This window comes from Streptomyces sp. NPDC041796 (assembly GCF_055590785.1).
Window position 1 is genome coordinate 369,831 of sequence record NZ_JBVJAH010000003.1, and the last position, 19,398, is coordinate 389,228.

The following is a 19,398-nucleotide window of genomic DNA, read 5'->3' on the forward strand; positions in this document are numbered from 1 at the left end:
GGAAGGGCAGCTCCCATGCAATTCGGCCGCACCTACGAAGAGTTCGAAGTCGGCGCCGTGTACAAGCACTGGCCCGGAAAGACGGTCACCGAGTACGACGACCACCTCTTCTGCCTGCTCACCATGAACCACCACCCCCTCCACATGGACACCAACTATGCGGAGAAGACGACGGACTTCGGCAGGAACGTCGTCGTGGGCAACTACATCTACTCCCTCCTGCTGGGCATGTCCGTGCCGGACGTCTCCGGCAAGGCGATCGCCAACCTGGAGATCGAGTCGCTGCGCCACGTGGCGCCGACCTTCCACGGCGACACCATCTACGGCCAGACCACCGTCCTCGACAAGACCCCGTCGAAGTCCAAGAACGACCGCGGGATCGTGTACGTCGAGACCAAGGGCTACAAGCAGGACGGCACGCTGGTCTGCGTGTTCCGCCGCAAGGTGATGGTCCCCACCGAGACGTACATCAAGGAGCGCGGCGGCGAGCAGCCCGGCCGCCCGGAACTCAAGGCGCAGGAGAAGTAGTCATGGCCCGACTCGCACAGACCCACGGTCTGACCGAGGTCCAGCAGGAGATCCTGTCCACGGTCCGGGACTTCGTCGACAAGGAGATCATCCCGGTCGCGACGGAGCTGGAGCACCGCGACGAGTACCCGCAGGAGATCGTCGACGGGCTGAAGGAGCTGGGTGTCTTCGGCCTGATGATCCCGGAGGAGTACGGGGGTCTGGGCGAGTCCCTGCTCACGTACGCGCTGTGCGTGGAGGAGATCGCGCGCGGCTGGATGTCCGTGTCGGGCATCATCAACACCCACTTCATCGTCGCGTACATGCTCAAGCAGCACGGCACCCAGGAGCAGAAGGACACCTTCCTGCCCCGGATGGCGGCCGGCGAGGTGCGGGGCGCGTTCTCGATGTCGGAGCCGGCCCTCGGTTCGGATGTGTCGGCGATCACGTCCAAGGCGGTCAAGGACGGCGACGAGTACGTCCTGAACGGCCAGAAGATGTGGCTGACGAACGGCGGGACGTCCACGCTCGTCGCCGTTCTCGTACGGAGTGACGAAGGACACCCCGAGGGCACCGCCCCCCACAAGTCGATGACGACCTTCCTCGTGGAGAAGGAGCCCGGCTTCGGAGAGGTCCGCCCCGGCCTCACCATCCCGGGGAAGATCGACAAGATGGGCTACAAGGGGGTCGACACCACCGAGCTCATCATGGACGGACTGCGCATTCCGGCCAATCGTGTCCTCGGCGGGGCCACCGGCCGAGGGTTTTACCAAATGATGGACGGCGTCGAGGTCGGCCGCGTGAACGTAGCGGCACGTGGTTGCGGTGTGGCGCAGCGTGCATTTGAACTGGGTGTCTCGTATGCCCAGCAACGTCAGACTTTCGGCAAGCCGATCGCCCAGCACCAGGCGATCCAGTTCAAGCTGGCCGAAATGGCTACCAAGGTCGAGGCTGCTCATGCCATGATGGTCAACGCAGCACGCAAAAAGGACTCCGGGGAGCGAAACGACCTCGAAGCAGGGATGGCGAAGTACCTCGCCTCCGAATACTGCAAGGAGGTCGTCGAGGACGCGTTCCGTATCCATGGTGGCTACGGGTTCTCGAAGGAGTACGAGATCGAGCGTCTCTACCGAGAGGCACCCATGCTGCTCATCGGCGAAGGTACCGCCGAGATCCAGAAAATGATCATTGGGCGTCGGTTGCTCGAGGAGTACCGATTCCAGGGGTGATTGTCGCTTTTGAGCCGGTTTGGCCGCGAAGAAGATCACACCCTGTCATCGTCTTCCGGCCGCCGACTCGGCTTCTGGCTTGCCCAGTTGCGGCCCGCAACCGATAGCATCGCCAAAAAGCCGCCGTCCCCCGCACTCGCGCGGCATCACCGCTACGAAGGTCATCCATGCCCCACAGCCAAACCTCTGCACCTCGCGGCCGTGTCCGCATCGCACGCGGAGCATCGCCGTGGCTTCTGCCGACCGTCGCCACCGCTGCACTCAGTCTTGCCCGCGCGCGCCGTTCCAAGCGCGCCGCGGCCATCGCTGTGCCCACCACCGCTCTCGCGGCGGGCATGCTGTGGTTCTTCCGCGACCCCGAGCGCGAGATCGCGCCGGGCAGGGTCATCTCGCCCGCAGACGGGGTGGTGCAGAGCATCATGCCGTGGAAGGACGGACGGACCCGGGTCGCCATCTTCATGAGCCCGCTGAACGTCCACGTCAACCGCGCCCCGCTGGCGGGCACGGTGACGTCCGTCGAGCACGTCCCGGGTGGGTTCGTGCCGGCGTTCAACAAGGAGAGCGAGAACAACGAGCGCGTTGTCTGGCACTTCGACACCGAGCTCGGCGACATCGAGATGGTGCAGATCGCGGGTGCGGTCGCCCGTCGCATCGTGCCGTACATCCCGCAGGGGACCAAGGTCGAGCAGGGCGAGCGCATCGGTCTGATCCGCTTCGGATCGCGCGTTGACATCTACCTTCCGGAAGGTGTCGACGTCGCTGTCGAGGTCGGTCAGACCACGACCGCGGGGGTGACTCGAATTGACCGTGATTGATCCCGACACACGGGCCGACTGGGTCGCCGACGCCGAGGCGGACATCGCCGAGGAAGCCGAGGAGATGCCGCTGTCGCTGCGTCTCTCAATAGCGGACACGCTCACGCTGGGTAACGCCACGTGCGGCTTCATGGCGGTGTACTTCACCACCACCGGCATCCTGATCCCGCACCTCACGGGGAGCCAGGAGACCGGCATGGCGCGGCACAGTGCCGCCACGGCCGTGATCCTGATGCTCCTCGCGGCCATCTTCGACCTCTTCGACGGGCTCGTGGCGCGCAAGCTGCGCAGCTCGCCGATGGGCGCGGAGCTGGACAACCTGTCGGACCTGATCAGCTTCGGGCTCGCCCCGGCGTACTTCGTACTCGTGTACGGGATGGTCGCGGACGACGCCCACCAGAAGGTCTCGGCCGTGGCCGCGATCGTGGTGCTGCTGGCGGTGGTGCTGCGGCTCGCCAGATTCAGCTGCGTGGCCATGAAGGACGGCATGTTCCAGGGCATGCCGAGCCCCTTCGGCGCGCTGACGATCGTCTCGATCGTGCTGCTGGAGCTGCCGTTCATCCCGACGCTGCTGGCGATCATCGGCACGGCGTGGCTGATGGTGAGCCGCGTCGAGTACCCCAAGCCGCGGGGCATCCTCGCGGTGGCGATGCTCAGCTGGATCATCGGGGCGATGGCCCTGCTGGCGGCGTGGGCGTTCGACGCCCCGGGCGGCCAGCTGCTCCTCCAGACCGGCTGCGCGCTGCAGGTGGTGCTGGGCGCCGTGATCCCCCTCTTCGCGACGGCCCGGCGAGTGAACACCTTCCGCGGCAACCGGCGCGAGAGCCGGGAGGCGCGGGCGGCACAGCTGCCGTAGCCTCACGGCAGGCATGGATGTGTGAAGGGCCCGGGTGCGGAAAACGCACCCGGGCCCTTCGGCGTCCCCCGCCCCGGGGGCCCGCCAGCGGACCGGGCGCCGGCGCGGGGCCCGGGCATGGGCGGAAGCCCGGGCGGACGCGGCGCGGGGCCGGGCGCGGGCGGGCGCGGCTGGTGGCGCGGGCGCGGCCCCGGGCGCGACTGCCGCTCGGTGCCCGGCCGGGCGCGGCGCGGGGGCGGGACACGGGGGTGCCCGGCCGGGCGCGGCGCGGGGGCGGGACGCGGGGGTGCCCGGCCGGGCGCGGGACGGGTCGGCGCGGGCGCGGGCGCAGTGCTGGACGCCGACTGCCGCTCGGGTGCCCGGGCGGGCGCGGGGCGGGGGCGGGACACGGGGGGTACCCGGCCGGGCGCGGGGCGGGGCCGGCGCGGGCGCGGTGCCGGGACGGGCGTCGTGCCGAAATGGGCGCGACGCCCGGACGCGGCGCGGGGCGGGGCCGAAATTCGGTCGGGTGCCGGGGCGGACAGCGGCGAGGGCGGGACACGGGCGGCTGTCTGGGCGGGCGCGAGGCCTGGGCGGGCGCGGTGCCGGGGGTGGGGGTCAGGGAGCGGTCAGGCGCTTGTAGTAGTACGTCGTGGCGTGCGGGACGCCGGAGGGGGTCAGGGCGTAGTGCGGGATCGTGCCCGCCCGGGTCCAGCCCGCCTTGCGGTACAGGCCTTCGGCGGCGCTGCCGGTCTCGGTGTCCAGAACCAGCAGCGTGAGGCCCTCCGCGGCCGCCGCCTCCTCGGCCGCCGCGAGCAGCCGGGAGCCCAGGCCGCGGCCGCGGGCGTCGCGGCGGACCAGGAGCTTGGCGATGTCACCGCGGTGGGGCTGGTTCGGCATCGTCGCGCGGACGAGGGTGATCACACCCGAGACGCCGCCGTCGGGCCCGTACGCCGCCCAGACGCTCCGTACGCCGCGCGCCGCCTGCTCGGCGACATCACGCCACCAGGCGGCCGCCTCGGCGCCGTCCAGCGGCGCCAGGAAGCCCACGGAGGCACCGCCTTCGACGGCGTCCCTCAGCAACAGGGCGAGCCCCTCAGCCGCCTGGTCGTGGATCCTCCAGGCGGTGAGGGGCTCGATCCGGTACTCGGTGCGAAGGTCATCGCTCATGATCAGAGCTTCACACGGCGGGGTTTCGGCCCGGTGACGGGGGCCTCCCGCCCCGTCAGGCGCCGGGTGTGAAGGCCTTCGCGGCGTCCGAGATCCCGGGCTGGCGCACCACGCGTGCGCCTCCGGGGACGGACTTGGCGGGCTGGATGATGGCGCTCTGCCGCGACGAGGGCGCCTTGGGGTCGGAGAAGTCGTGCGTCATGCCGAAGCCCGCGTCGTGGGCGTTCAGCGTCAGCAGCGCCTTCCCGACACCCTCACGGGTCAGGTCCTTGTCCGCGCACGCCTTCTTCAGCGCCTCGCCGAAGACCTGGGCGGCCGACCAGCCGGCCACGACGCCGTTGTCGAGGGTGTCCTTGGGGTAGGCCGCCTTGTAGTCGGCGACCAGCTTCTTGGCGGCCGGGGTGTCGGCGCCGATGGGCAAGCTGGGCGAGGCCACGTAGTACATCTTCTCCAGCGCCGGACCGGCCTGGGTGGCCAGCAGCTGCGGGGCGAAGGCCGAGTTGTTGCCGATGACCGGGACGGTGAGCTTCACCGCCGCCGCCACGCCGACGAGCGAGGCCGCCTGGCGCGGACCGGCGCTCAGCACGATCGCCTTGACCCCGGCCTGCTTGAGGGCGGCGACCTGCGCCGACATGTCGTTGTCGGTCGGCTTGATCTTCTGCTCGACGACCGTCAGCCCGGCCTTCCCGGCCGCGTACTTCGAGCCCTTGAGCGCGTTCTCGCCGTAGTCGCCCTCGAAGTAGACGTGGCCGAGCTTGTCGCCCTTCTTCAGGCCCTTCTCCTTGAGCAGGAAGTCCACCGCGTTGATGGTCTCGATGTCGTAGGTGGAGCCGATCACCCGGATGTGCTTGCTGCCCAGCAGGGACGCCGACCAGGCCTGGGGCAGGACGAGGCCCTTGTCCTGGCCGTCGATGCGCTGCTTGACCGCCGCCACGAAGGGCGAGCCGATGAACTGCGGGAAGCCCAGCACCTTGGGCTCCAGTTCGGTGTAGCCGGCGAGCGCCTTCTGCGGGTCGTAGCCGTGGTCGCGGACGGTCAGCTCCACCTTGCGGCCGCAGACGCCGCCGGCGGCGTTGAGCTGCTTGACGTAAAGCTGCTGGGCCTGGGTGACGCTCTTGCCGAGCGTGGCGTACACGCCGGTCATGTCGGTGAGGACACCCAGCTGGATCGTCTTGTCGTCGACGCCCTTGCCGGTCTTCACCCCGTCGGCGCCCTGCCCGCCGGAGTCGTCGGTCTTGGCCTTGGAGCTGCAGCCCGCGGCCGCCGTCAGTGCGACGAGCGCCGTGAGGGTGGCGGCGAGCCGCCGGTGTCTGCGCATGGTCATCGTTCCTCCGCTGTGGTACTTGAGGGTTGTGCGGGACGCCGGGCGACCGACCGGACCAGGCCGCCGGGCAGGAAGAGCACGACGGCCACGACGGCGGCGCCGTACAGGTAGCGCGACGCCTCGCCCGGTGCGATGCCGCCCGTGCCGGGGGCGGACACCAGGGGCAGCGCGTCGCTGTACCGGGTGAGGATCTGCGGCAGCAGGGAGACGAAGACGCCTCCGATCACCGCGCCCGCCACCGAGCCCAGACCGCCGATGACGATCATGGCGAGGTACTCGAGGGAGAGCAGCATGCCGAAGTACTCCGGCACCGTCCGCTGGAACACCAGGGCCAGCAGGACGCCGGCGAGACCCGCGTACATCGACGAGAGCACGAAGGCGGCGGCGCGGTAGCGGGTCACCGGGATGCCCAGGACGCCCGCCGCGATGCGGTGGTCGCGGATGGCGTTGAGCGCGCGGCCGGGCCGGCCGCGCAGCACGCCCCGCGCGAAGAGCGCGGAGCCGACGAGGAGGGCCAGGCCCAGGTACCAGAGCTTCTCGGCGGATCCGAACGGCACCTGGGCGATCAGCAGTTCGCTCTCGTCGAAGGTGACGCCGAGCAGGCTCAGCGGCGGTACGGCGCGGCCGTTGAAGCCGCCGGTCAGGTCGTGGGCGTTGAAGAGCACGTGCTGGCCGATGAAGATCAGCGCGAGGGTGGCGATGCCGAGGTACGCGCCGCGCAGCCGGCCCGCGATCGGGCTGAACACGCCGCCCGCCGCGCCCGCCAGCGCCACCGCGCCCACGGCGGCGAGCCAGCCGGGCAGCCCCAGGCCGGTCAGTCCGTCGCTCCCGTCGCCGGCGAACGCGCAGTAGCCGTAGGCGCCGACGGCGAGGAAGAAGGCGTGCCCCATGGAGAGCTGGCCGGTGGCGCCGGTGAGCAGGTTGATGCCGATCGCGCCGATGGCGGCGGCCATGGCGAACAGTCCGGCCTGGAGCCAGAAGCGCTCCAGGTAGAAGGGCAGGGCGAGGAGGAGGACCGTGCCGAGGGCCCACAGGTAGGTACGGGGTCGGGTGAAGGTCTCAGACACGGGCGAGCTCCTTGGTGCCGAAGAGCCCGGCGGGGCGGATCAGCAGGACCGCGACCATGACCAGGTAGGGCGCCAGGTCGCCGATGCCGCGGCCGAGGAAGGTGAGGTCGCCCTGGTAGCCGGTGGCGAGGGACTCGGTGATGCCGACGAGCAGTCCGCCGACGAGTGCGCCGGTGGTGGAGTCGAGTCCGCCGAGGATGGCGGCGGGGAAGGCCTTGAGGGCGGCGAGGGAGGTGGAGCGTTCCAGTCCGGGGGTCGGGAAGACGGTGAGGAAGAGGGCCGCGACGGCGGCGAGACCGCCCGCGACGGCCCAGGCGCCGAGGGAGACCCTGCCGAGCCGGACGCCCATCAGGGCGGCGGTGGACGGGCTCTCGGCCGCCGCCCGCATGGCGACGCCCCAGGAGGTGAACCGGAAGGCGAGCAGGAACGCGGTGATCAGGAGCCCGGCGGCGAGGAACGCGGCGATGCGCGTCTGGGCGATGGTGACGGAGCCGATGGTGACGACCGCGTCGCCCCAGGGGTCGCCGAGGGAGAGCACATCGGTGCCGATGCGGCGGGTGAGTTCGGTGGTGAGCAGGATGTCCACGCCGATCGTCACGATGGCGAGCACGCTGTGGTCCCGGCCCCGGTAGCGGCGCATGACCAGGAATTCGACGGCCGCGCCGACGAGCGCGGCTCCCGCGATCCCGACGGCGAGCGCCGGCCAGAAGCCGATGTCGTCGTGGAGGACGGCGGTGACGTACCCGCCCGCGAGGAGGAGGGACGCGTGGGCGAAGTTGACGACTTCCGTGGCGCGGAAGATGACGACGAAGCCGAGGGCGATGAGGGCGTAGACGGACCCGAGGGCCACTCCGCCCAGGAGGAGTTCGGCGAAGGTGGTCACTCGGCGGTCTCCTGTCCGAGGTAGGCGCGGACGACGGCCGGGTCGTTCTGTACGTCGGCGGGGGCGCCGTCGGCGATACGGCGGCCGAAGTCGAGGACGGTGACGGAGTCGGCGAGCCGCATCACCACGCCCATGTCGTGTTCGACGAGGACGACGGAGATGCCGAGGCTCTCGCGGACGCCCGCGATGACGGCGGCGGTGCGGCGGCGTTCGTCGCCGGTCATGCCGGCGACCGGTTCGTCGAGCAGCAGCAGCTTGGGCTCCATGCACAGGGCGCGGGCCAGTTCGGCGAGCTTCTGCTGCCCGTAGGGCAGGGAGGCCGCCGGATGGTCCAGCTTGTCGGCGAGGCCCACGAAGTCGGCGATCTCCTTGACACGGGCGCGGTGGCGGGCCTCCTCGCGGGCGGCGGACGGCAGGCGCAGTCCGGTGGCGAGGAAGCCGGCCCGGGTGAGGCGGTGGCGGCCCAGCATCAGCGCCTCGGCGACGGTGGCGTACGGCGGCAGGGCGAGGTTCTGGAAGATCCGGGCGACGCCGAGGGCGGCGATGCGGTGCGGGGGCAGGCCGGTCAGCTCGTGGCCGTCGAACCGGACGCTGCCGGAGGTGGCGCGGTAGACGCCGGACAGCACGTTGAAGGTGGTGGACTTGCCCGCTCCGTTGGGGCCGATGACGGCGTGGACGGTTCCGGGGTTCACGGTGAAGCTCACGTCGTCGAGGGCGGTGAGGCCGGCGAAGCGGACGGTGAGGTCGCGGACTTCGAGGGTCGTCATGCGTCCTCCCAGCGGGCAAGGTGCGGGACCCGGGCGGGCGCGGTGTCGGCGGCGGCCTGTTCGTCGACGACGCCGAGGTAGCGACGGCGTACCTCGTCGGAGGCGGCGAGTTCGTCGGCGGGGCCCTCGGTGGCGACCTCGCCGACTTCCAGGACGTACGCGTGGGAGGCGAGGCGCAGCGCGAGGGCGGCGTTCTGCTCCACGAGCAGCACGGAGGTGCCCTGGGTGTTGATCTCCCGGATGGTGTCGGCGATCCGGGCGGCCATCAGCGGGGCGAGGCCGAGGGACGGCTCGTCGAGCAGCAGCAGGCGCGGGGAGGCCATCAGGGCTCGGGCGACGGCGAGCATCTGCTGTTCGCCGCCGGAGAGGAGGCCGGCGCGCTGGCGGGCGCGTTCGGCGAGGACGGGGAACAGCTCGTGGACGCGGGCCAGGGCGGCGGTCCTCCCGGTGCGGGCGGCGGTGAGCGCGCCCGCGCGGAGGTTGTCCTCGACCGTCATGCGGGCGAACACCTGGCGGCCCTCGGGGACGTGGCACAGTCCGGCCGCGACGACCCGGTCGGGCGGCAGGCCGTGCAGCGGGCGGTCGGCGAAGGTGACAGTACCGGCGGTGGTGGCGCCGCCGTGGAAGGCGAGCGTGCGCGAGAGGGCGCGCAGGAGTGTGGACTTGCCGGCGCCGTTGCCGCCGAGGACGGCGACGCAGGCGCCCTCCGGTACGTCCAGCGAAACGTCACGCAGGGCGGTCACCGGACCGTACCCGGCTGTCAGCCCCCGCACGTGCAGGGCGGCAGCGCTCATGGATTTCCCCTCGTCTGTGTGTTCGGTGGCGCTCACCCCAACACCGGGTCCGGCCGCCCGTCCACGTTCGTGGCGGAAATGGCTGCCAGTGCCCAGCGGGCGTGGTGGCGGGTTGTGCACGCGCACAACACCGCGTGTCAGGGGCATGCCGGATGGGGTGCGGAGGTGGCATCCTCCGGGCCATGGGAGCCCGCAGACCACGTACAGGGGACGACTGGAAGCTGCTCGCTCAGGCGTGTGCGGCGCTGTTGGAGCGGCTGCCGGAGCTGGTGGACGAGCACCTGCGGGAGTTGCACGAGCACTCCCCCGCCTACGGGCGGGTCATCGGCTACGACCAGCACTGGCAGGAGGCGCGGGAGGCGATGCGGATCGGCATCGAGATGATCTCGGCGCCGAAGTCGGCACCGCGCCGCGACCTGGAGCACGCGGAGTGGCTGGGTCGGCGGCGGGCCGAGCAGGGGCTGCCGCTGGAGCTGATGGTGCACGCCTACCGGCTCGCCGGGCACCTGGTGTGGGACGCCCTGCTGGAGGACGCGGCGGCGGACGCGCGGCGGCTGACCGTGCTGATGAAGGCGGCGACGATGGTGTGGTCGGCGGTGGACGCGCAGACCGACACGGCCTCGGAGGCGTACCGGGTGACCGAGCTGGAGCTGCGGCGCCGTACCGACGAGCAGCTCCAGGCGCTGCTCGACGCGCTGTTGGAGGGCGGCCGGTCGCCGGAGGTCGCGGCGCGGGCGGCGGCTGGGCTGAACCTGCCGGAGCGGGGGCGGTACGCGGTGGTGGTGCTGCGCACGACGCGGCGGGACCTGACGCACCGGCGCCTGGAGGCGGAGGGGCTGCGGTTCGTGTGGCGGATGCGGACGGACTGCGAGGTGGGGGTGGTGTCGCTGGACACGGACACAGGGCTCGACGCGCTGGCGGAACTGATGGAGGGGCGGTGCCCGGGCCCGGGCGGGATCAGCCCGGTGGTGGCGGGCCTGACGGAGCTGGGACGGGCGCGGCGCCTGGCGGAGCTGGCGCTGCGTACGTGTCCGGCGGACGCGCCCGCGATCGTCCGCCTGGACCGGCGGATGCCCGGCGCGCTGGTGGTGAGCCAGCCGGAGCTGTCGTCCCTGCTGGTGTCGGAGGTGCTCGGCGCGCTGCTGGACCTGGACCCGGCGGACCGGGCGGTGCTGCTGGAGACACTGGACGTCTGGCTCGACTGCGAGGGCTCGGCGGGCCGGGCGGCGGGCCGCCTGTACTGCCACCGCAACACGGTCTTCAACCGGCTGCGCCGCCTGGAGCAGCTCACCTCGCGTTCGCTGTCCCGGCCCCGGGACCTGACGGAGATGACGCTGGCTCTGGACGCCTTCCGGCTGTCACCGGGGTGAGCGCGCCGGGTCCGGTGCGCGGCCCGGTACCGGGTCCCGTGCGGAGTCCGTGCGGGGTCCCGTGCGGGGCAGGAGGGACGCCGGCAGGAGGCCGAGCGCCGCGCACCCGCACAGGAGCAGCAGGGTCGGCCCGGCGGCCGTGAGCAGCGGCATACCCGCGGCGACGGCGATGCCCAGCGTCGGTCCGACGTTCATCGCGGTCTGCTTGAGTCCGCCGACGACCCCGGCGTATCCGGGTGGCGCGTCCCCGACGACCGTCCCGGTGGCGGTGACCATCACGGTGGTGAAGCCCGCGCCCAGGACGGCGAAGGCCGTGCCGATGCCGGCCGCGGTCGCGGCCTCGTCGAGCCGGGACAGGCCCGCGATGCCGAGGACGACGAGGAGGGAGCCGGTGAGCGCGGTGCGGCGGGGGCCGTACCGGCGCAGAGCGGCGGTCGCGACGGGGGCGCCGAGGACCATGAGCGCGGTCATCGGCAGCACCCGCAGACCGGTGGCGAGCGGGTCGAGCCCCAGGACGTCCTGGAGGACGAAGGTGGCCGTGAACAGGGTCCCGAACAGCGCCGCGGTGGTCACCAGCAGGAGCGCCATCGACGCGGTCACGGGCACCGACCGGGCCACGGCGGGCGGCACGACCGGGTGGGCGGAGCGGCGCTGCTGTACGGCGAGGGCGACCCCCGCGCACATGACGGTGAGGAACCCCAGGAGTGTCGGCGCGGCGGTCCAGCCGTGCGCCTCCACCCCGGTCAGCGTGTACACGAGGGCGGCCAGCCCGGACGCGAGCAGGGCCGGACCGGCGAATCCGGGCCCGTGAGCGCCCGTACCGGGCGGTGTCGGCACCCGCACGGCGAGGGTGAGCGCGGCGATGGCGAGGGCCACCGGCACGTTGACGACGAACACGGCCCGCCACCCCAGGTGGGCGACCAGCGCGCCGCCGAGGAGCGGGCCGGCCGCGGCGGCGATACCGATGGCGCTGGTACGGAGGGCGATCGGCGTACCGAGCCGGTCCGGTGGATACGCGAGCCGCAGCAGCGCCAGCGTGGCGGGCTGGAGCAGCGCGCCGAACACGCCCTGGGCGGCGCGCAGGGCGATCACCCAGCCGGCTCCGGGGGCGAGGGCGATACCGGCCGAGGCGGCTCCGAAGCCCAGGACGCCGACGAGGAACAGCCGCCGGTGCCCGTACGTGTCGCCGAGGCGTCCGGCGACGACGAGCAGCGCGGCCACCGCCAACAGGTAGGCGGTGCTGGTCCACTGGACCTGCGCGACGCTCGCCCCGAGGTCGTGCTGCAGGCTGGGCTGCGCGACGATCAGCACGGTGCCGTCGAGTGCGACGATCATCGCGCCGGCCACGCTGACCAGGAGGGCGAGGCGTCGGCGTACGGTCCCGGTCACGTCTCCGCCCCCAGATGGGCGTCCAGAGCGGCGGTGATGAGCCGGTCGAGCCGTTCCTGGCCCTGCTCCGCGTCGCCCATCGCCAGGGGCAGGCTGCCCCAGGCCCAGAGCTGGGCGATGCCGTGCAGGTTCGCCCAGAGGGCGGCGGCCGTCACGGCCGGTGGGGAGCCGGGGCGTTCGGGGCCGGCCCGGTCGACCAGGTCGACCAGCAGGCCGAACATCGGCAGGGTGGCCTCCCGCAGCCGCGGACCGGCGGACGGGTCCTGCCCCTCGCTGTCCAGCAGGTCGTGACGGAACATCAGCTCGAACATGCCGCGGTGCTCCAGCGCGTACCCGACGTAGGCCCGCGCGAGGGACCGTACCCGCTCGCGCGGTGGTGCGGCGGTGTCCGTCACGGTCGTGAACCGGGCGGCGAGGTCCTCGAAGCCGCGTCGGGCGATCGCGGAGAGCAGCGCGTGGTGGGTGGGGAAGTACCGGCGCGGGGCGCCGTGCGAGACCCCTGCCCTGCGGGCGATCTCGCGGAGGCCGAGCGTGCTGGTGCCCTCGTTGAGCACCAGTTCCACGCCGACGTCGATCAGGCGGTCCCGAAGGGATCTCTCATGGTCCATGGACAGTGTCTACCAAGATCGAGTAGACACTGTCTACCCCCGTACCCCGGCGGCACATGGGAAAACCCCCCGCACCTCGGGTGCGGGGGGTTCGAGAAGGGAGGCCTACGACAGGAAGTCGCGTGCGATGTTCGCCGCCTGCCGCTCCAGCAGGGGGCCCGCCTCCGCCATGCACTTCGCCGGGTCCGGCTCCAGCTCCAGCAGCGGGTAGGCACGCCGGATGCCCGCCTTCCCCAGCGCCTCCGGCGGCAGGGCGAGGCGGCCGCAGACCGCGACCACCTCGATGCCCGCCGCGCGGGCCGCCGCCGCGACACCGGCCGGGGCCTTGCCGTGCAGGGTCTGCTCGTCGAGGGAGCCCTCGCCGGTGATGACCAGCGTCGCGCGGGACAGCGCGGGGCCGAAGCCGAGGACGTCCAGCATGACCTCGATGCCCGGGCGGAAGCCGGCACCGAGGGCGACCAGCGCCCCGTAGCCGATGCCGCCCGCCGCACCGGCACCCGGCGACTCGGCCAGCTCCGTGGCCCTCGGGCCGATCGCGTCGGCGAGGACGGACGCGAAGTGGGCCAGCGCGGCGTCCAGCTCCGCGACGTCCTCCGGCGAGGCGCCCTTCTGCGGCCCGTACACCGCGGGCGCGCCCTTCGGACCGGTCAGCGGGTTGTCGACGTCACTGGCGAGGACCAGTTCCACCTCCGCGAAGCGGGCGTCGAGGCCCGACAGGTCGGCGGTGGCGAGGTCCCTGAGGCCGCCGCCGCCCGGCCCGACGGGCTCGCCGTCCTTGTCCAGGAAGCGGGCACCCAGCGCGGCCAGCATGCCGGCCCCGCCGTCCGTGGTGGCACTGCCGCCCACGCCGAAGACGATGGTGCGCGCGCCCGCGTCCAGCGCGGCCCTCAGCAGCTCGCCGGAGCCGTACGTGGTCGACGTCAGCGGCGCGAAGACGCCCTCGGGGAGCAGCTGGAGACCCGACGCCTCCGCCATCTCGACCACGGCCGTCCCGTCGCGCAGCGCGTACGCGGCGGTCACCGTCGCGCCGAGCGGGCCGGTGACCCGCACCTCACGCCGTTCGAACCCGGCCGCCACCGCGGCGGCGACCGTGCCGTCACCGCCGTCGGCCACGGGCAGGGTCTCCACATCGAGCCCTGGGACGACGTGCCGGAGCCCGGCCGTCACCCGCTCCGCGACCTGTACGGCCGTGAGCGAACCCTTGAACTTGTCAGCCGCGACGAGCACGCGCGCGGCCTCAGTTACTGCTCCGTCCGTCACCCTTGTATCCCTTGCTTTCGAACAGGCAGTCGCGCCGAGGCCGACCCTATCCGGAGGGTGAGACGCTGTGCCACCCCTGTCCGGCGGGCGGACCCGCTGGTCAGGCCGCCGACCAGGGCCAGTCCGCCGCCTGCCCGGCCTCCAGCAGCGGCACCATCCGGAACGCCGCGTCCGTCAGGCCGCCGAAGGTGTGCCGGTTGCCCGCGCCGGAGGGGGCGTGGCCCGGCCGGTAGCCCGCGAGGTTCCAGGTGTAGACCGGCACGTGCGCCGGGACCTGCGCGGTCGGGTCGCCGTAGTGGCTGTAGGAAGCCTGCTCGTCGGTGACGATCAGCACCCGGTCGTGGCGGCGGTAGTGGGTGCGTACCGCCTCGGTGGTGTTGGTGCCGCCCATACTGTGGAAGCGGTCGAGGACCTTCAGCACCGACTCCCCCGAGCGGTACGGCACGGGCGCGCTGCTCGTGCCGAACTCGACCAGGTCGGCGTCGGCGGCGCGCAGGGCCAGCGCCGCGCCGAAGACGGCCGCCGCGTCGGCGCGGTTCAGCTGGGAGCGCTGCGACAGCGGCGCCCACATGGAACCCGAGCGGTCGACCAGGACCAGGGTGCGGCCCGGCAGCCGGGGGACGTTCGCCAGCGAGTGGCCGAGGGCCTGCTCCAGCGGGTACGACCAGCGCAGCGAGGGCGCGTGCTGGTACGCGGCCAGGTAGCGGAACGGGAACTGGCGCGATGCGGAGACTTCCTCCGGGTCCGAGATCCTCGCCGCGACCCGGGCAGCGACCTCGTCGCCCACGCCCGCCTCGTCGAAGTTCCGCAGGTTGCGCAGGAGCGCCATCACGCCCATGGAGGGGATGACCGCCTCCCAGGCGGCCGCGTCCAGCGGACCCTGGAGCCAGCCCGCCAGGGCCTCCCAGGTCATACCCGCCTCCGCCAGCCGCGCGGCCCCGTCCGCACCGGTGACCACGGCACGCCGCTCGGTGACCGGCAGCTCCATGAGTGCCCGGTGGGCGGTGAGCATCCGGTCGGAGGCGGGCGGCAGCGCGGTCTCGGGGTGGTGACGGCGGTCCAGGGCGTACTGGAACAGCGCGCCCTGCCAGGGCTTGTCCGGGTCGGGCGCCGCGTGCACCAGGTTGAGGATGTCACCGAACCGGTAGCCCTTGCCGGCCGTGTCGTACTTCAGCAGCGACCGGGCGTTGTAGAGGCGCCGGACGGCGTCCGCGATGCCCCGCTTGACGGGCTTGGGCACATTGCGGCCGTAGCGCGAGGTCCAGTAGCCCAGCAGCTCACCGGGCTCGTCCGCGCGCCGCAGCACGGACGCGACGACCTGCCGGCCCGTGGGACCGTCGGTGGCGGAGGCCTCAAGGCGGGCCTTGACGTACTCGGCGGCGCCGACGATCGAGGCGGTCCGCATGTTGCCCTCGCCGCGCAGCCAGCGCAGCAGGCCGGCGGTCCACTCGGGATCCTCCACGGCGAGCTTCCGCACGAGGGCGGCGAACCGGTCGTCGCGGTCGCCGCCGGACTCGTAGAAGGTCGCCTGGGTGACGAAATTGGAGACGGCGAGCAGGAAGAGCTCGGAGCGCGGGTCGCGCAGCACACCGGCACCGCCCTGGTGGGTGGTGGTGGGCGCGGTCGACCGCACGGGCGAGGTCGCACGGCCGGAGGCGGTGGCGGACCGGCGGATGTTGAAGCGTGCCATGTGATTTCCCCCCGAAATCGGTGGGGACGCACGGCGGAAGGGGTGCCCGAGGTCGCATGCCGGCGACGGTCGTCACAACAGCCGCTCCACCTGACTGAGCCACACCGGCCCACGGCCGGCGGCGGGATTCGAACCCGCGCCCTGCTGTCCCCTGAGAAGTACCCGTTGCCTTCGCACCGGGCACCCCGTCCGCCGCGCCTCCCGAGATCGAAGTGGCCGCGGCGTGATTCGTCGGAAGGAAGTAGCCGCGGCCCGCGCACCGGGAGGTGCGTGACGTACAGATGTCCAGAGATCAAGGCCGGCGGAACCGACAAGGTGCTCTACCGACTGAGCTACACCGACCCGAAGTCGATGACGGGACTCGAACCCGCGACCGCCCCATTAGCAGTGGAAGTAGGTCCTGCCTTCGCACCTGGACGCTGATCACTCTAGGGAGGTGAACTGTCCGCCCGCCACGGATTATTCGCGGGTACGTGTGCCCATGCGCCCGAGTCGCGGGCGTGGGCCATTCGTGTGACGCTGCCATCATGACGTGGGCATCGTGGACGACGACCGATGTGTACACGGGGCGTGGCGGGGTTCGGACCGACGAGCTCGGAATCGTCACGGGGAACGTCACCGTGCACACCACCTGGGCGGGCGGCGAGGCACAGATCGCCGTCCAGTACAGCGGGGCATCCGACTGGTTCACCATGACGGGCAGCCCCGTACCGTGCCGTTCGGAAAGGGACAGCAGGGATCTGCACGAGGCCGTGGTGGAGGCCGTGCGGGCGGGCGGCGGGGCCGTCGTCCCGTCACCGTCGCTGCCGTCTCCGTAACCATGACCGTGACCGCGCGGGAGGCGTCGGCCGGACCCGCGGGCCCGGACCCGGCCGACCGGGTCCTCGGCGGCTGGTCCGGCCGCATCGCCGGAAACATGCTCGGCAAACCCGTGGAGCGCGGCGACTACTGGACACGCGACCGGATCGACCGCTATCTGCGGGCCACCGACGCCCTCCCCCTGACCGACTACCTCCCCGAGCCACCGCCGGACGGCGACGCCGCCGGTTTCCAGCTACGGCCCGAGTGGCGGGAGTGCGTACGCGGCAGGATCCACGGCAGCTGCCGGGACGACGACATCGACTACGCGATCCTCGCCCTGCACCTGCTGGAGACGCACGGGGTCGCCTTCACCACCGAGCAGGTCGGCGAACTGTGGCTGCTGCGCCTGCCCTACCTCCAGACGTTCACCGCCGAGCGGGCCGCCTACCGCAACCTCGCGAACGGCCTGAGACCCCCGCTCACCGCCACTCACGACAACCCCTTCCAGGAGTGGATCGGCGCCCTCATCCGGGCCGACGTCTTCGGCTGGACCTCCCCCGGCGACCCCGTCCGCGCCTCCTCCCTGGCCCGGCGCGACGCGGTGCTGTCCCACACGGGCAACGGCGTGTACGCGGCGATGTGGGCGGCCGGCCTGGTCGCGGCGGCCTTCACGGCGCCCGGACCGCGTGCGGCGGTCGGAACGGCGCTGGAGCGGATACCCCCGGGCTGCCGCCTCGCCCGCACGGTGCGGCACATGACGGCCCTGTACGAGGCGGGGGTCCCCTGGGCCGACGCCCTGACCGAGGCCGAGCGCGAGACGGCCGGGCTGCACTGGATCCACGCCGTGCCGAACGCCGCCGTCATCACGGCGGGCCTGCTGTACGGGGACGGCGACTTCACCCGCACCATCGCGCTGACGGTCCGCGGCGGCCTCGACACCGACTCCAACGGCGCCACCGCCGGGTCCGTGGCGGGCGTGCTGTGCGGGGCGTCGGGCATTCCGCGGCACTGGACGGACCCGCTGCAGGACCGGGTGCGCAGCGCGGTGTTCGGCTTCGACGGCGTACGGATCGGTGAACTGGCCGAGCGGACACTCGCACTAAGCTGACGCCGTGACGACGAACGATTACGCCGCGTACATCGCCGGGCTCCCCCGCGTGCTGGCCGGCGCCGCCGCTCTCTTCCGCGACGGCGAGGGCCGGGTGCTGCTGGTCGAGCCGAACTACCGGGAGGGCTGGGCGCTGCCCGGCGGCACCATCGAGTCGGACGTCGGCGAGACCCCGAGGCAGGCCGCCAGGCGCGAGACGCTGGAGGAGATCGGCCTGGACGTGGAGCTCGGCCCGCTCCTCGCGGTGGACTGGGTGCACGGGACGGCGCGTCCGCCGATCGTCGCGTACGTGTACGACGGCGGCGTGCTGAGCGGCGAGCAGTTCCGGGCGATCCGGCTCCAGGAGGAGGAGCTGATCTCGTGGAAGCTGGTCGAGCCGGAGGACCTCCCGACGTATCTGCTCGGCTCGCTGGGCTTCCGCGTGACGGCCTCGCTGGACGCCCTGTCGGCGGGCCGGGGCGCGGTGGAACTGGAGAACGGCCGCCCGGTGGGGTGAGCGGCGCGGTGCCGGTCAATTCGTTCGCGGGTGCGGGGAAACGCTGCGTAACCTCGGCCGTATGACTCTCGTCGCGATCCTCAGCGGTGCCGGTGTCTCCACGGACTCCGGCATCAGTGACTACCGGGGCCCCAACGGCCTGTGGCGGCGCGATCCGGAGGCCGAGAAGCTCGTCACGTACGAGTACTACATGAAGGACCCCGAGATCCGCCGCAGGTCCTGGCGGATGCGGCGCGACGCCCCGACACTGCGGGCCGAGCCGAACGCGGCGCACCGGGCGATCGCCGAGCTGGAACGGACGCCGGGCTTCGCGGTCCGCGTGCTCACCCAGAACGTGGACGGGCTGCACCAGCTCGGCGGGATGCCTCCCCGCAAGGTCCTCGAACTGCACGGCACCGCGCGGGCGGTGGTGTGCACGGGCTGCCATGCGCGCTCGTCGATGGAGGAGGCGCTGGCCCGGGTCGGGGCGGGCGAGGAGGATCCGGCGTGCGAGGCGTGCGGCGGGATCCTGAAGTCGGCGACGGTGATGTTCGGGGAGCGGCTGGACCCGGTGGTGCTGGGTGAGGCGATGGGCATCGCCAAGGCCGCCGAGGTGTTCCTCGCGGTCGGCTCGACGCTCCAGGTCCAGCCCGCCGCGTCGCTCGCCGGGATGGCGGCGGAGCACGGGGCGCGGCTGATCATCGTGAACGCCGAGCCGACGCCGTACGACGAGCTGGCCGAGGAGGTCGTGCGTGAACCCATCGGCACGGCTCTTCCGGCGCTGCTGAAGCGGCTCTAGAAGAGCACGCCCTCGGCCGGGACACCGCTTCCGAGGGCGCCCTCGAAGGTGAGCAGCCGCTGCTTGCGGTCCAGGCCGCCGCCGTATCCGGTGAGGCCGCCGCTCGCGCCGACGACGCGGTGGCACGGGACGATGATGCCGACCGGGTTCCTTCCGTTGGCGAGCCCGACGGCGCGCGAGGCCCCGGGCCTGCCCAGGTCCTCGGCGAGTTCGCCGTAGGTCCGTGTCGCGCCGTAAGGGATATTCCGCAGCCGCTCCCACACGCTGCGCTGGAACGGTGTACCGGCGAGGTGCAGCGGCAGGTCGAACTCGGTGAGTTCGCGCGCGTGGTAGGCGTCGAGCTGGCGGATCGCCTCGGTGAAGGGGCGGGGGTCGGGGTCGCCGAACGTCTCCTCCGGCGGGCGGTGGCGCTGGTCGGTCATGTAGAGGCCGCTGAGGACGCCGTCGGTGGCGACGAGGGTCAGCGGCCCGTACGGACTGTCGGTGACGGTGTGCCGGCGGTTCATC

Annotated in this window: 20 protein-coding genes and 1 tRNA gene; 9 read left to right on the forward strand and 12 right to left on the reverse strand. The window is 72.4% G+C overall.

The genetic code is table 11. The features are described 5' to 3' along the window. Window positions 1-15 precede the first annotated feature (15 nt). From ACZ6C1_RS07910 to pssA, 4 genes are all read left to right on the forward strand, one after another. Entirely contained in the window at window positions 16-528 is a 513-nt protein-coding gene (locus ACZ6C1_RS07910; protein WP_469238870.1) for a MaoC family dehydratase, read from the forward strand. 2 nt (window positions 529-530) lie between these two features. Next, on the forward strand, window positions 531-1,736 hold the full coding sequence (locus tag ACZ6C1_RS07915) for an acyl-CoA dehydrogenase family protein (RefSeq protein ID WP_469238871.1): 1,206 nt from the start codon (window positions 531-533) through the stop codon (window positions 1,734-1,736). A 167-nt stretch (window positions 1,737-1,903) separates the two neighbouring features. Further along, window positions 1,904-2,551, forward strand: a complete 648-nt coding sequence (locus ACZ6C1_RS07920) for a phosphatidylserine decarboxylase (protein WP_469238872.1) — start codon at window positions 1,904-1,906, stop codon at window positions 2,549-2,551. After that, a complete protein-coding gene (gene pssA / locus ACZ6C1_RS07925) occupies window positions 2,544-3,407 on the forward strand; it encodes a CDP-diacylglycerol--serine O-phosphatidyltransferase (RefSeq protein ID WP_469239092.1) in 864 nt (287 codons plus the stop codon). Before ACZ6C1_RS07920 ends, pssA begins: the two co-directional genes overlap by 8 nt. Window positions 3,408-4,004: 597 nt before the next feature. On the opposite strand, the gene ACZ6C1_RS07930 is transcribed toward pssA, so the two are convergent. From ACZ6C1_RS07930 to ACZ6C1_RS07955, 6 genes are read right to left on the reverse strand one after another with little or no spacing between them, the layout of a single operon-like run. Continuing rightward, entirely contained in the window at window positions 4,005-4,556 is a 552-nt protein-coding gene (locus tag ACZ6C1_RS07930; RefSeq protein ID WP_469238873.1) for a GNAT family N-acetyltransferase, read from the reverse strand. 55 nt (window positions 4,557-4,611) lie between these two features. Continuing rightward, entirely contained in the window at window positions 4,612-5,880 is a 1,269-nt protein-coding gene (locus ACZ6C1_RS07935; RefSeq protein ID WP_469238874.1) for an ABC transporter substrate-binding protein, read from the reverse strand. Further along, window positions 5,877-6,947 carry a branched-chain amino acid ABC transporter permease gene (locus tag ACZ6C1_RS07940; protein ID WP_469238875.1) on the reverse strand — a complete coding sequence of 357 codons (1,071 nt, stop codon included), beginning with the start codon at window positions 6,945-6,947 and terminating at the stop codon, window positions 5,877-5,879. Before ACZ6C1_RS07940 ends, ACZ6C1_RS07935 begins: the two co-directional genes overlap by 4 nt. Then, a complete protein-coding gene (locus tag ACZ6C1_RS07945; RefSeq protein WP_469238876.1) occupies window positions 6,940-7,830 on the reverse strand; it encodes a branched-chain amino acid ABC transporter permease in 891 nt (296 codons plus the stop codon). The genes ACZ6C1_RS07940 and ACZ6C1_RS07945 overlap by 8 nt, the downstream gene beginning before the upstream one ends. Then, on the reverse strand, window positions 7,827-8,597 hold the full coding sequence (locus tag ACZ6C1_RS07950) for an ABC transporter ATP-binding protein (RefSeq protein WP_469238877.1): 771 nt from the start codon (window positions 8,595-8,597) through the stop codon (window positions 7,827-7,829). Before ACZ6C1_RS07950 ends, ACZ6C1_RS07945 begins: the two co-directional genes overlap by 4 nt. Beyond that, window positions 8,594-9,391 carry an ABC transporter ATP-binding protein gene (locus ACZ6C1_RS07955; RefSeq protein ID WP_469238878.1) on the reverse strand — a complete coding sequence of 266 codons (798 nt, stop codon included), beginning with the start codon at window positions 9,389-9,391 and terminating at the stop codon, window positions 8,594-8,596. The genes ACZ6C1_RS07950 and ACZ6C1_RS07955 overlap by 4 nt, the downstream gene beginning before the upstream one ends. A gap of 182 nt (window positions 9,392-9,573) precedes the next feature. Between ACZ6C1_RS07955 and ACZ6C1_RS07960 the strand changes: the two genes are divergently transcribed. Then, window positions 9,574-10,761, forward strand: coding sequence for a PucR family transcriptional regulator (locus ACZ6C1_RS07960; RefSeq protein ID WP_469238879.1), 1,188 nt, complete (start codon window positions 9,574-9,576; stop codon window positions 10,759-10,761). Here ACZ6C1_RS07960 and ACZ6C1_RS07965 read toward each other — a convergent pair. From ACZ6C1_RS07965 to ACZ6C1_RS07985, 5 genes are all read right to left on the reverse strand, one after another. Further along, a complete protein-coding gene (locus ACZ6C1_RS07965; protein WP_469238880.1) occupies window positions 10,750-12,150 on the reverse strand; it encodes an MFS transporter in 1,401 nt (466 codons plus the stop codon). The genes ACZ6C1_RS07960 and ACZ6C1_RS07965 overlap by 12 nt on opposite strands. Continuing rightward, window positions 12,147-12,758, reverse strand: coding sequence for a TetR/AcrR family transcriptional regulator (locus ACZ6C1_RS07970; protein ID WP_469238881.1), 612 nt, complete (start codon window positions 12,756-12,758; stop codon window positions 12,147-12,149). Before ACZ6C1_RS07970 ends, ACZ6C1_RS07965 begins: the two co-directional genes overlap by 4 nt. Before the next feature lie 105 nt (window positions 12,759-12,863). Next, on the reverse strand, window positions 12,864-14,018 hold the full coding sequence (locus tag ACZ6C1_RS07975) for a glycerate kinase (RefSeq protein WP_469238882.1): 1,155 nt from the start codon (window positions 14,016-14,018) through the stop codon (window positions 12,864-12,866). Between the two features lie 100 nt (window positions 14,019-14,118). Further along, window positions 14,119-15,708, reverse strand: a complete 1,590-nt coding sequence (locus ACZ6C1_RS07980) for a TROVE domain-containing protein (protein ID WP_469238883.1) — start codon at window positions 15,706-15,708, stop codon at window positions 14,119-14,121. Window positions 15,709-16,057: 349 nt separating this feature from the next. After that, window positions 16,058-16,127 (reverse strand) — tRNA-Ser (locus ACZ6C1_RS07985). Window positions 16,128-16,235: 108 nt separating this feature from the next. Between ACZ6C1_RS07985 and ACZ6C1_RS07990 the strand changes: the two genes are divergently transcribed. The 4 genes from ACZ6C1_RS07990 (at window position 16,236) to ACZ6C1_RS08005 (ending at window position 18,891) form a co-directional block, all read left to right on the forward strand. Then, window positions 16,236-16,526 (forward strand): hypothetical protein, encoded by a 291-nt coding sequence (locus ACZ6C1_RS07990; protein ID WP_469238884.1) that lies wholly within the window; start codon window positions 16,236-16,238, stop codon window positions 16,524-16,526. Window positions 16,527-16,528: 2 nt separating this feature from the next. Continuing rightward, window positions 16,529-17,617 (forward strand): ADP-ribosylglycohydrolase family protein, encoded by a 1,089-nt coding sequence (locus ACZ6C1_RS07995; protein ID WP_469238885.1) that lies wholly within the window; start codon window positions 16,529-16,531, stop codon window positions 17,615-17,617. A 4-nt stretch (window positions 17,618-17,621) separates the two neighbouring features. Then, window positions 17,622-18,113, forward strand: coding sequence for an NUDIX domain-containing protein (locus ACZ6C1_RS08000; RefSeq protein ID WP_469238886.1), 492 nt, complete (start codon window positions 17,622-17,624; stop codon window positions 18,111-18,113). 61 nt (window positions 18,114-18,174) lie between these two features. Then, the gene (locus ACZ6C1_RS08005; protein WP_469238887.1) at window positions 18,175-18,891 is read left to right on the forward strand and encodes an SIR2 family NAD-dependent protein deacylase; all 717 of its coding nucleotides are present in this window, start codon (window positions 18,175-18,177) and stop codon (window positions 18,889-18,891) included. On the opposite strand, the gene ACZ6C1_RS08010 is transcribed toward ACZ6C1_RS08005, so the two are convergent. Beyond that, window positions 18,888-19,397: a methylated-DNA--[protein]-cysteine S-methyltransferase gene (locus ACZ6C1_RS08010; protein ID WP_469238888.1), complete on the reverse strand. Its 510-nt coding sequence runs from the start codon at window positions 19,395-19,397 to the stop codon at window positions 18,888-18,890. The two genes, ACZ6C1_RS08005 and ACZ6C1_RS08010, sit on opposite strands and share 4 nt — an antisense overlap. Between the last annotated feature and the right edge of the window lies 1 nt (window position 19,398).

What these genes read in the sequence shown, in the direction of transcription:
- ACZ6C1_RS07910 (WP_469238870.1), top strand. Translation starts at nt 16, where the DNA reads ATGCAATTCGGCCGCACCTACGAAGAGTTCGAAGTCGGCGCCGTGTAC.
- ACZ6C1_RS07915 (WP_469238871.1), top strand. Translation starts at nt 531, where the DNA reads ATGGCCCGACTCGCACAGACCCACGGTCTGACCGAGGTCCAGCAGGAG.
- ACZ6C1_RS07920 (WP_469238872.1), top strand. Translation starts at nt 1,904, where the DNA reads ATGCCCCACAGCCAAACCTCTGCACCTCGCGGCCGTGTCCGCATCGCA.
- ACZ6C1_RS07930 (WP_469238873.1), bottom strand. Translation starts at nt 4,556, where the DNA reads ATGAGCGATGACCTTCGCACCGAGTACCGGATCGAGCCCCTCACCGCC.
- ACZ6C1_RS07935 (WP_469238874.1), bottom strand. Translation starts at nt 5,880, where the DNA reads ATGACCATGCGCAGACACCGGCGGCTCGCCGCCACCCTCACGGCGCTC.
- ACZ6C1_RS07950 (WP_469238877.1), bottom strand. Translation starts at nt 8,597, where the DNA reads ATGACGACCCTCGAAGTCCGCGACCTCACCGTCCGCTTCGCCGGCCTC.
- ACZ6C1_RS07955 (WP_469238878.1), bottom strand. Translation starts at nt 9,391, where the DNA reads ATGAGCGCTGCCGCCCTGCACGTGCGGGGGCTGACAGCCGGGTACGGT.
- ACZ6C1_RS07960 (WP_469238879.1), top strand. Translation starts at nt 9,574, where the DNA reads ATGGGAGCCCGCAGACCACGTACAGGGGACGACTGGAAGCTGCTCGCT.
- ACZ6C1_RS07970 (WP_469238881.1), bottom strand. Translation starts at nt 12,758, where the DNA reads ATGGACCATGAGAGATCCCTTCGGGACCGCCTGATCGACGTCGGCGTG.
- ACZ6C1_RS07980 (WP_469238883.1), bottom strand. Translation starts at nt 15,708, where the DNA reads ATGGCACGCTTCAACATCCGCCGGTCCGCCACCGCCTCCGGCCGTGCG.
- ACZ6C1_RS07990 (WP_469238884.1), top strand. Translation starts at nt 16,236, where the DNA reads ATGACGTGGGCATCGTGGACGACGACCGATGTGTACACGGGGCGTGGC.
- ACZ6C1_RS07995 (WP_469238885.1), top strand. Translation starts at nt 16,529, where the DNA reads ATGACCGTGACCGCGCGGGAGGCGTCGGCCGGACCCGCGGGCCCGGAC.
- ACZ6C1_RS08005 (WP_469238887.1), top strand. Translation starts at nt 18,175, where the DNA reads ATGACTCTCGTCGCGATCCTCAGCGGTGCCGGTGTCTCCACGGACTCC.
- ACZ6C1_RS08010 (WP_469238888.1), bottom strand. Translation starts at nt 19,397, where the DNA reads ATGAACCGCCGGCACACCGTCACCGACAGTCCGTACGGGCCGCTGACC.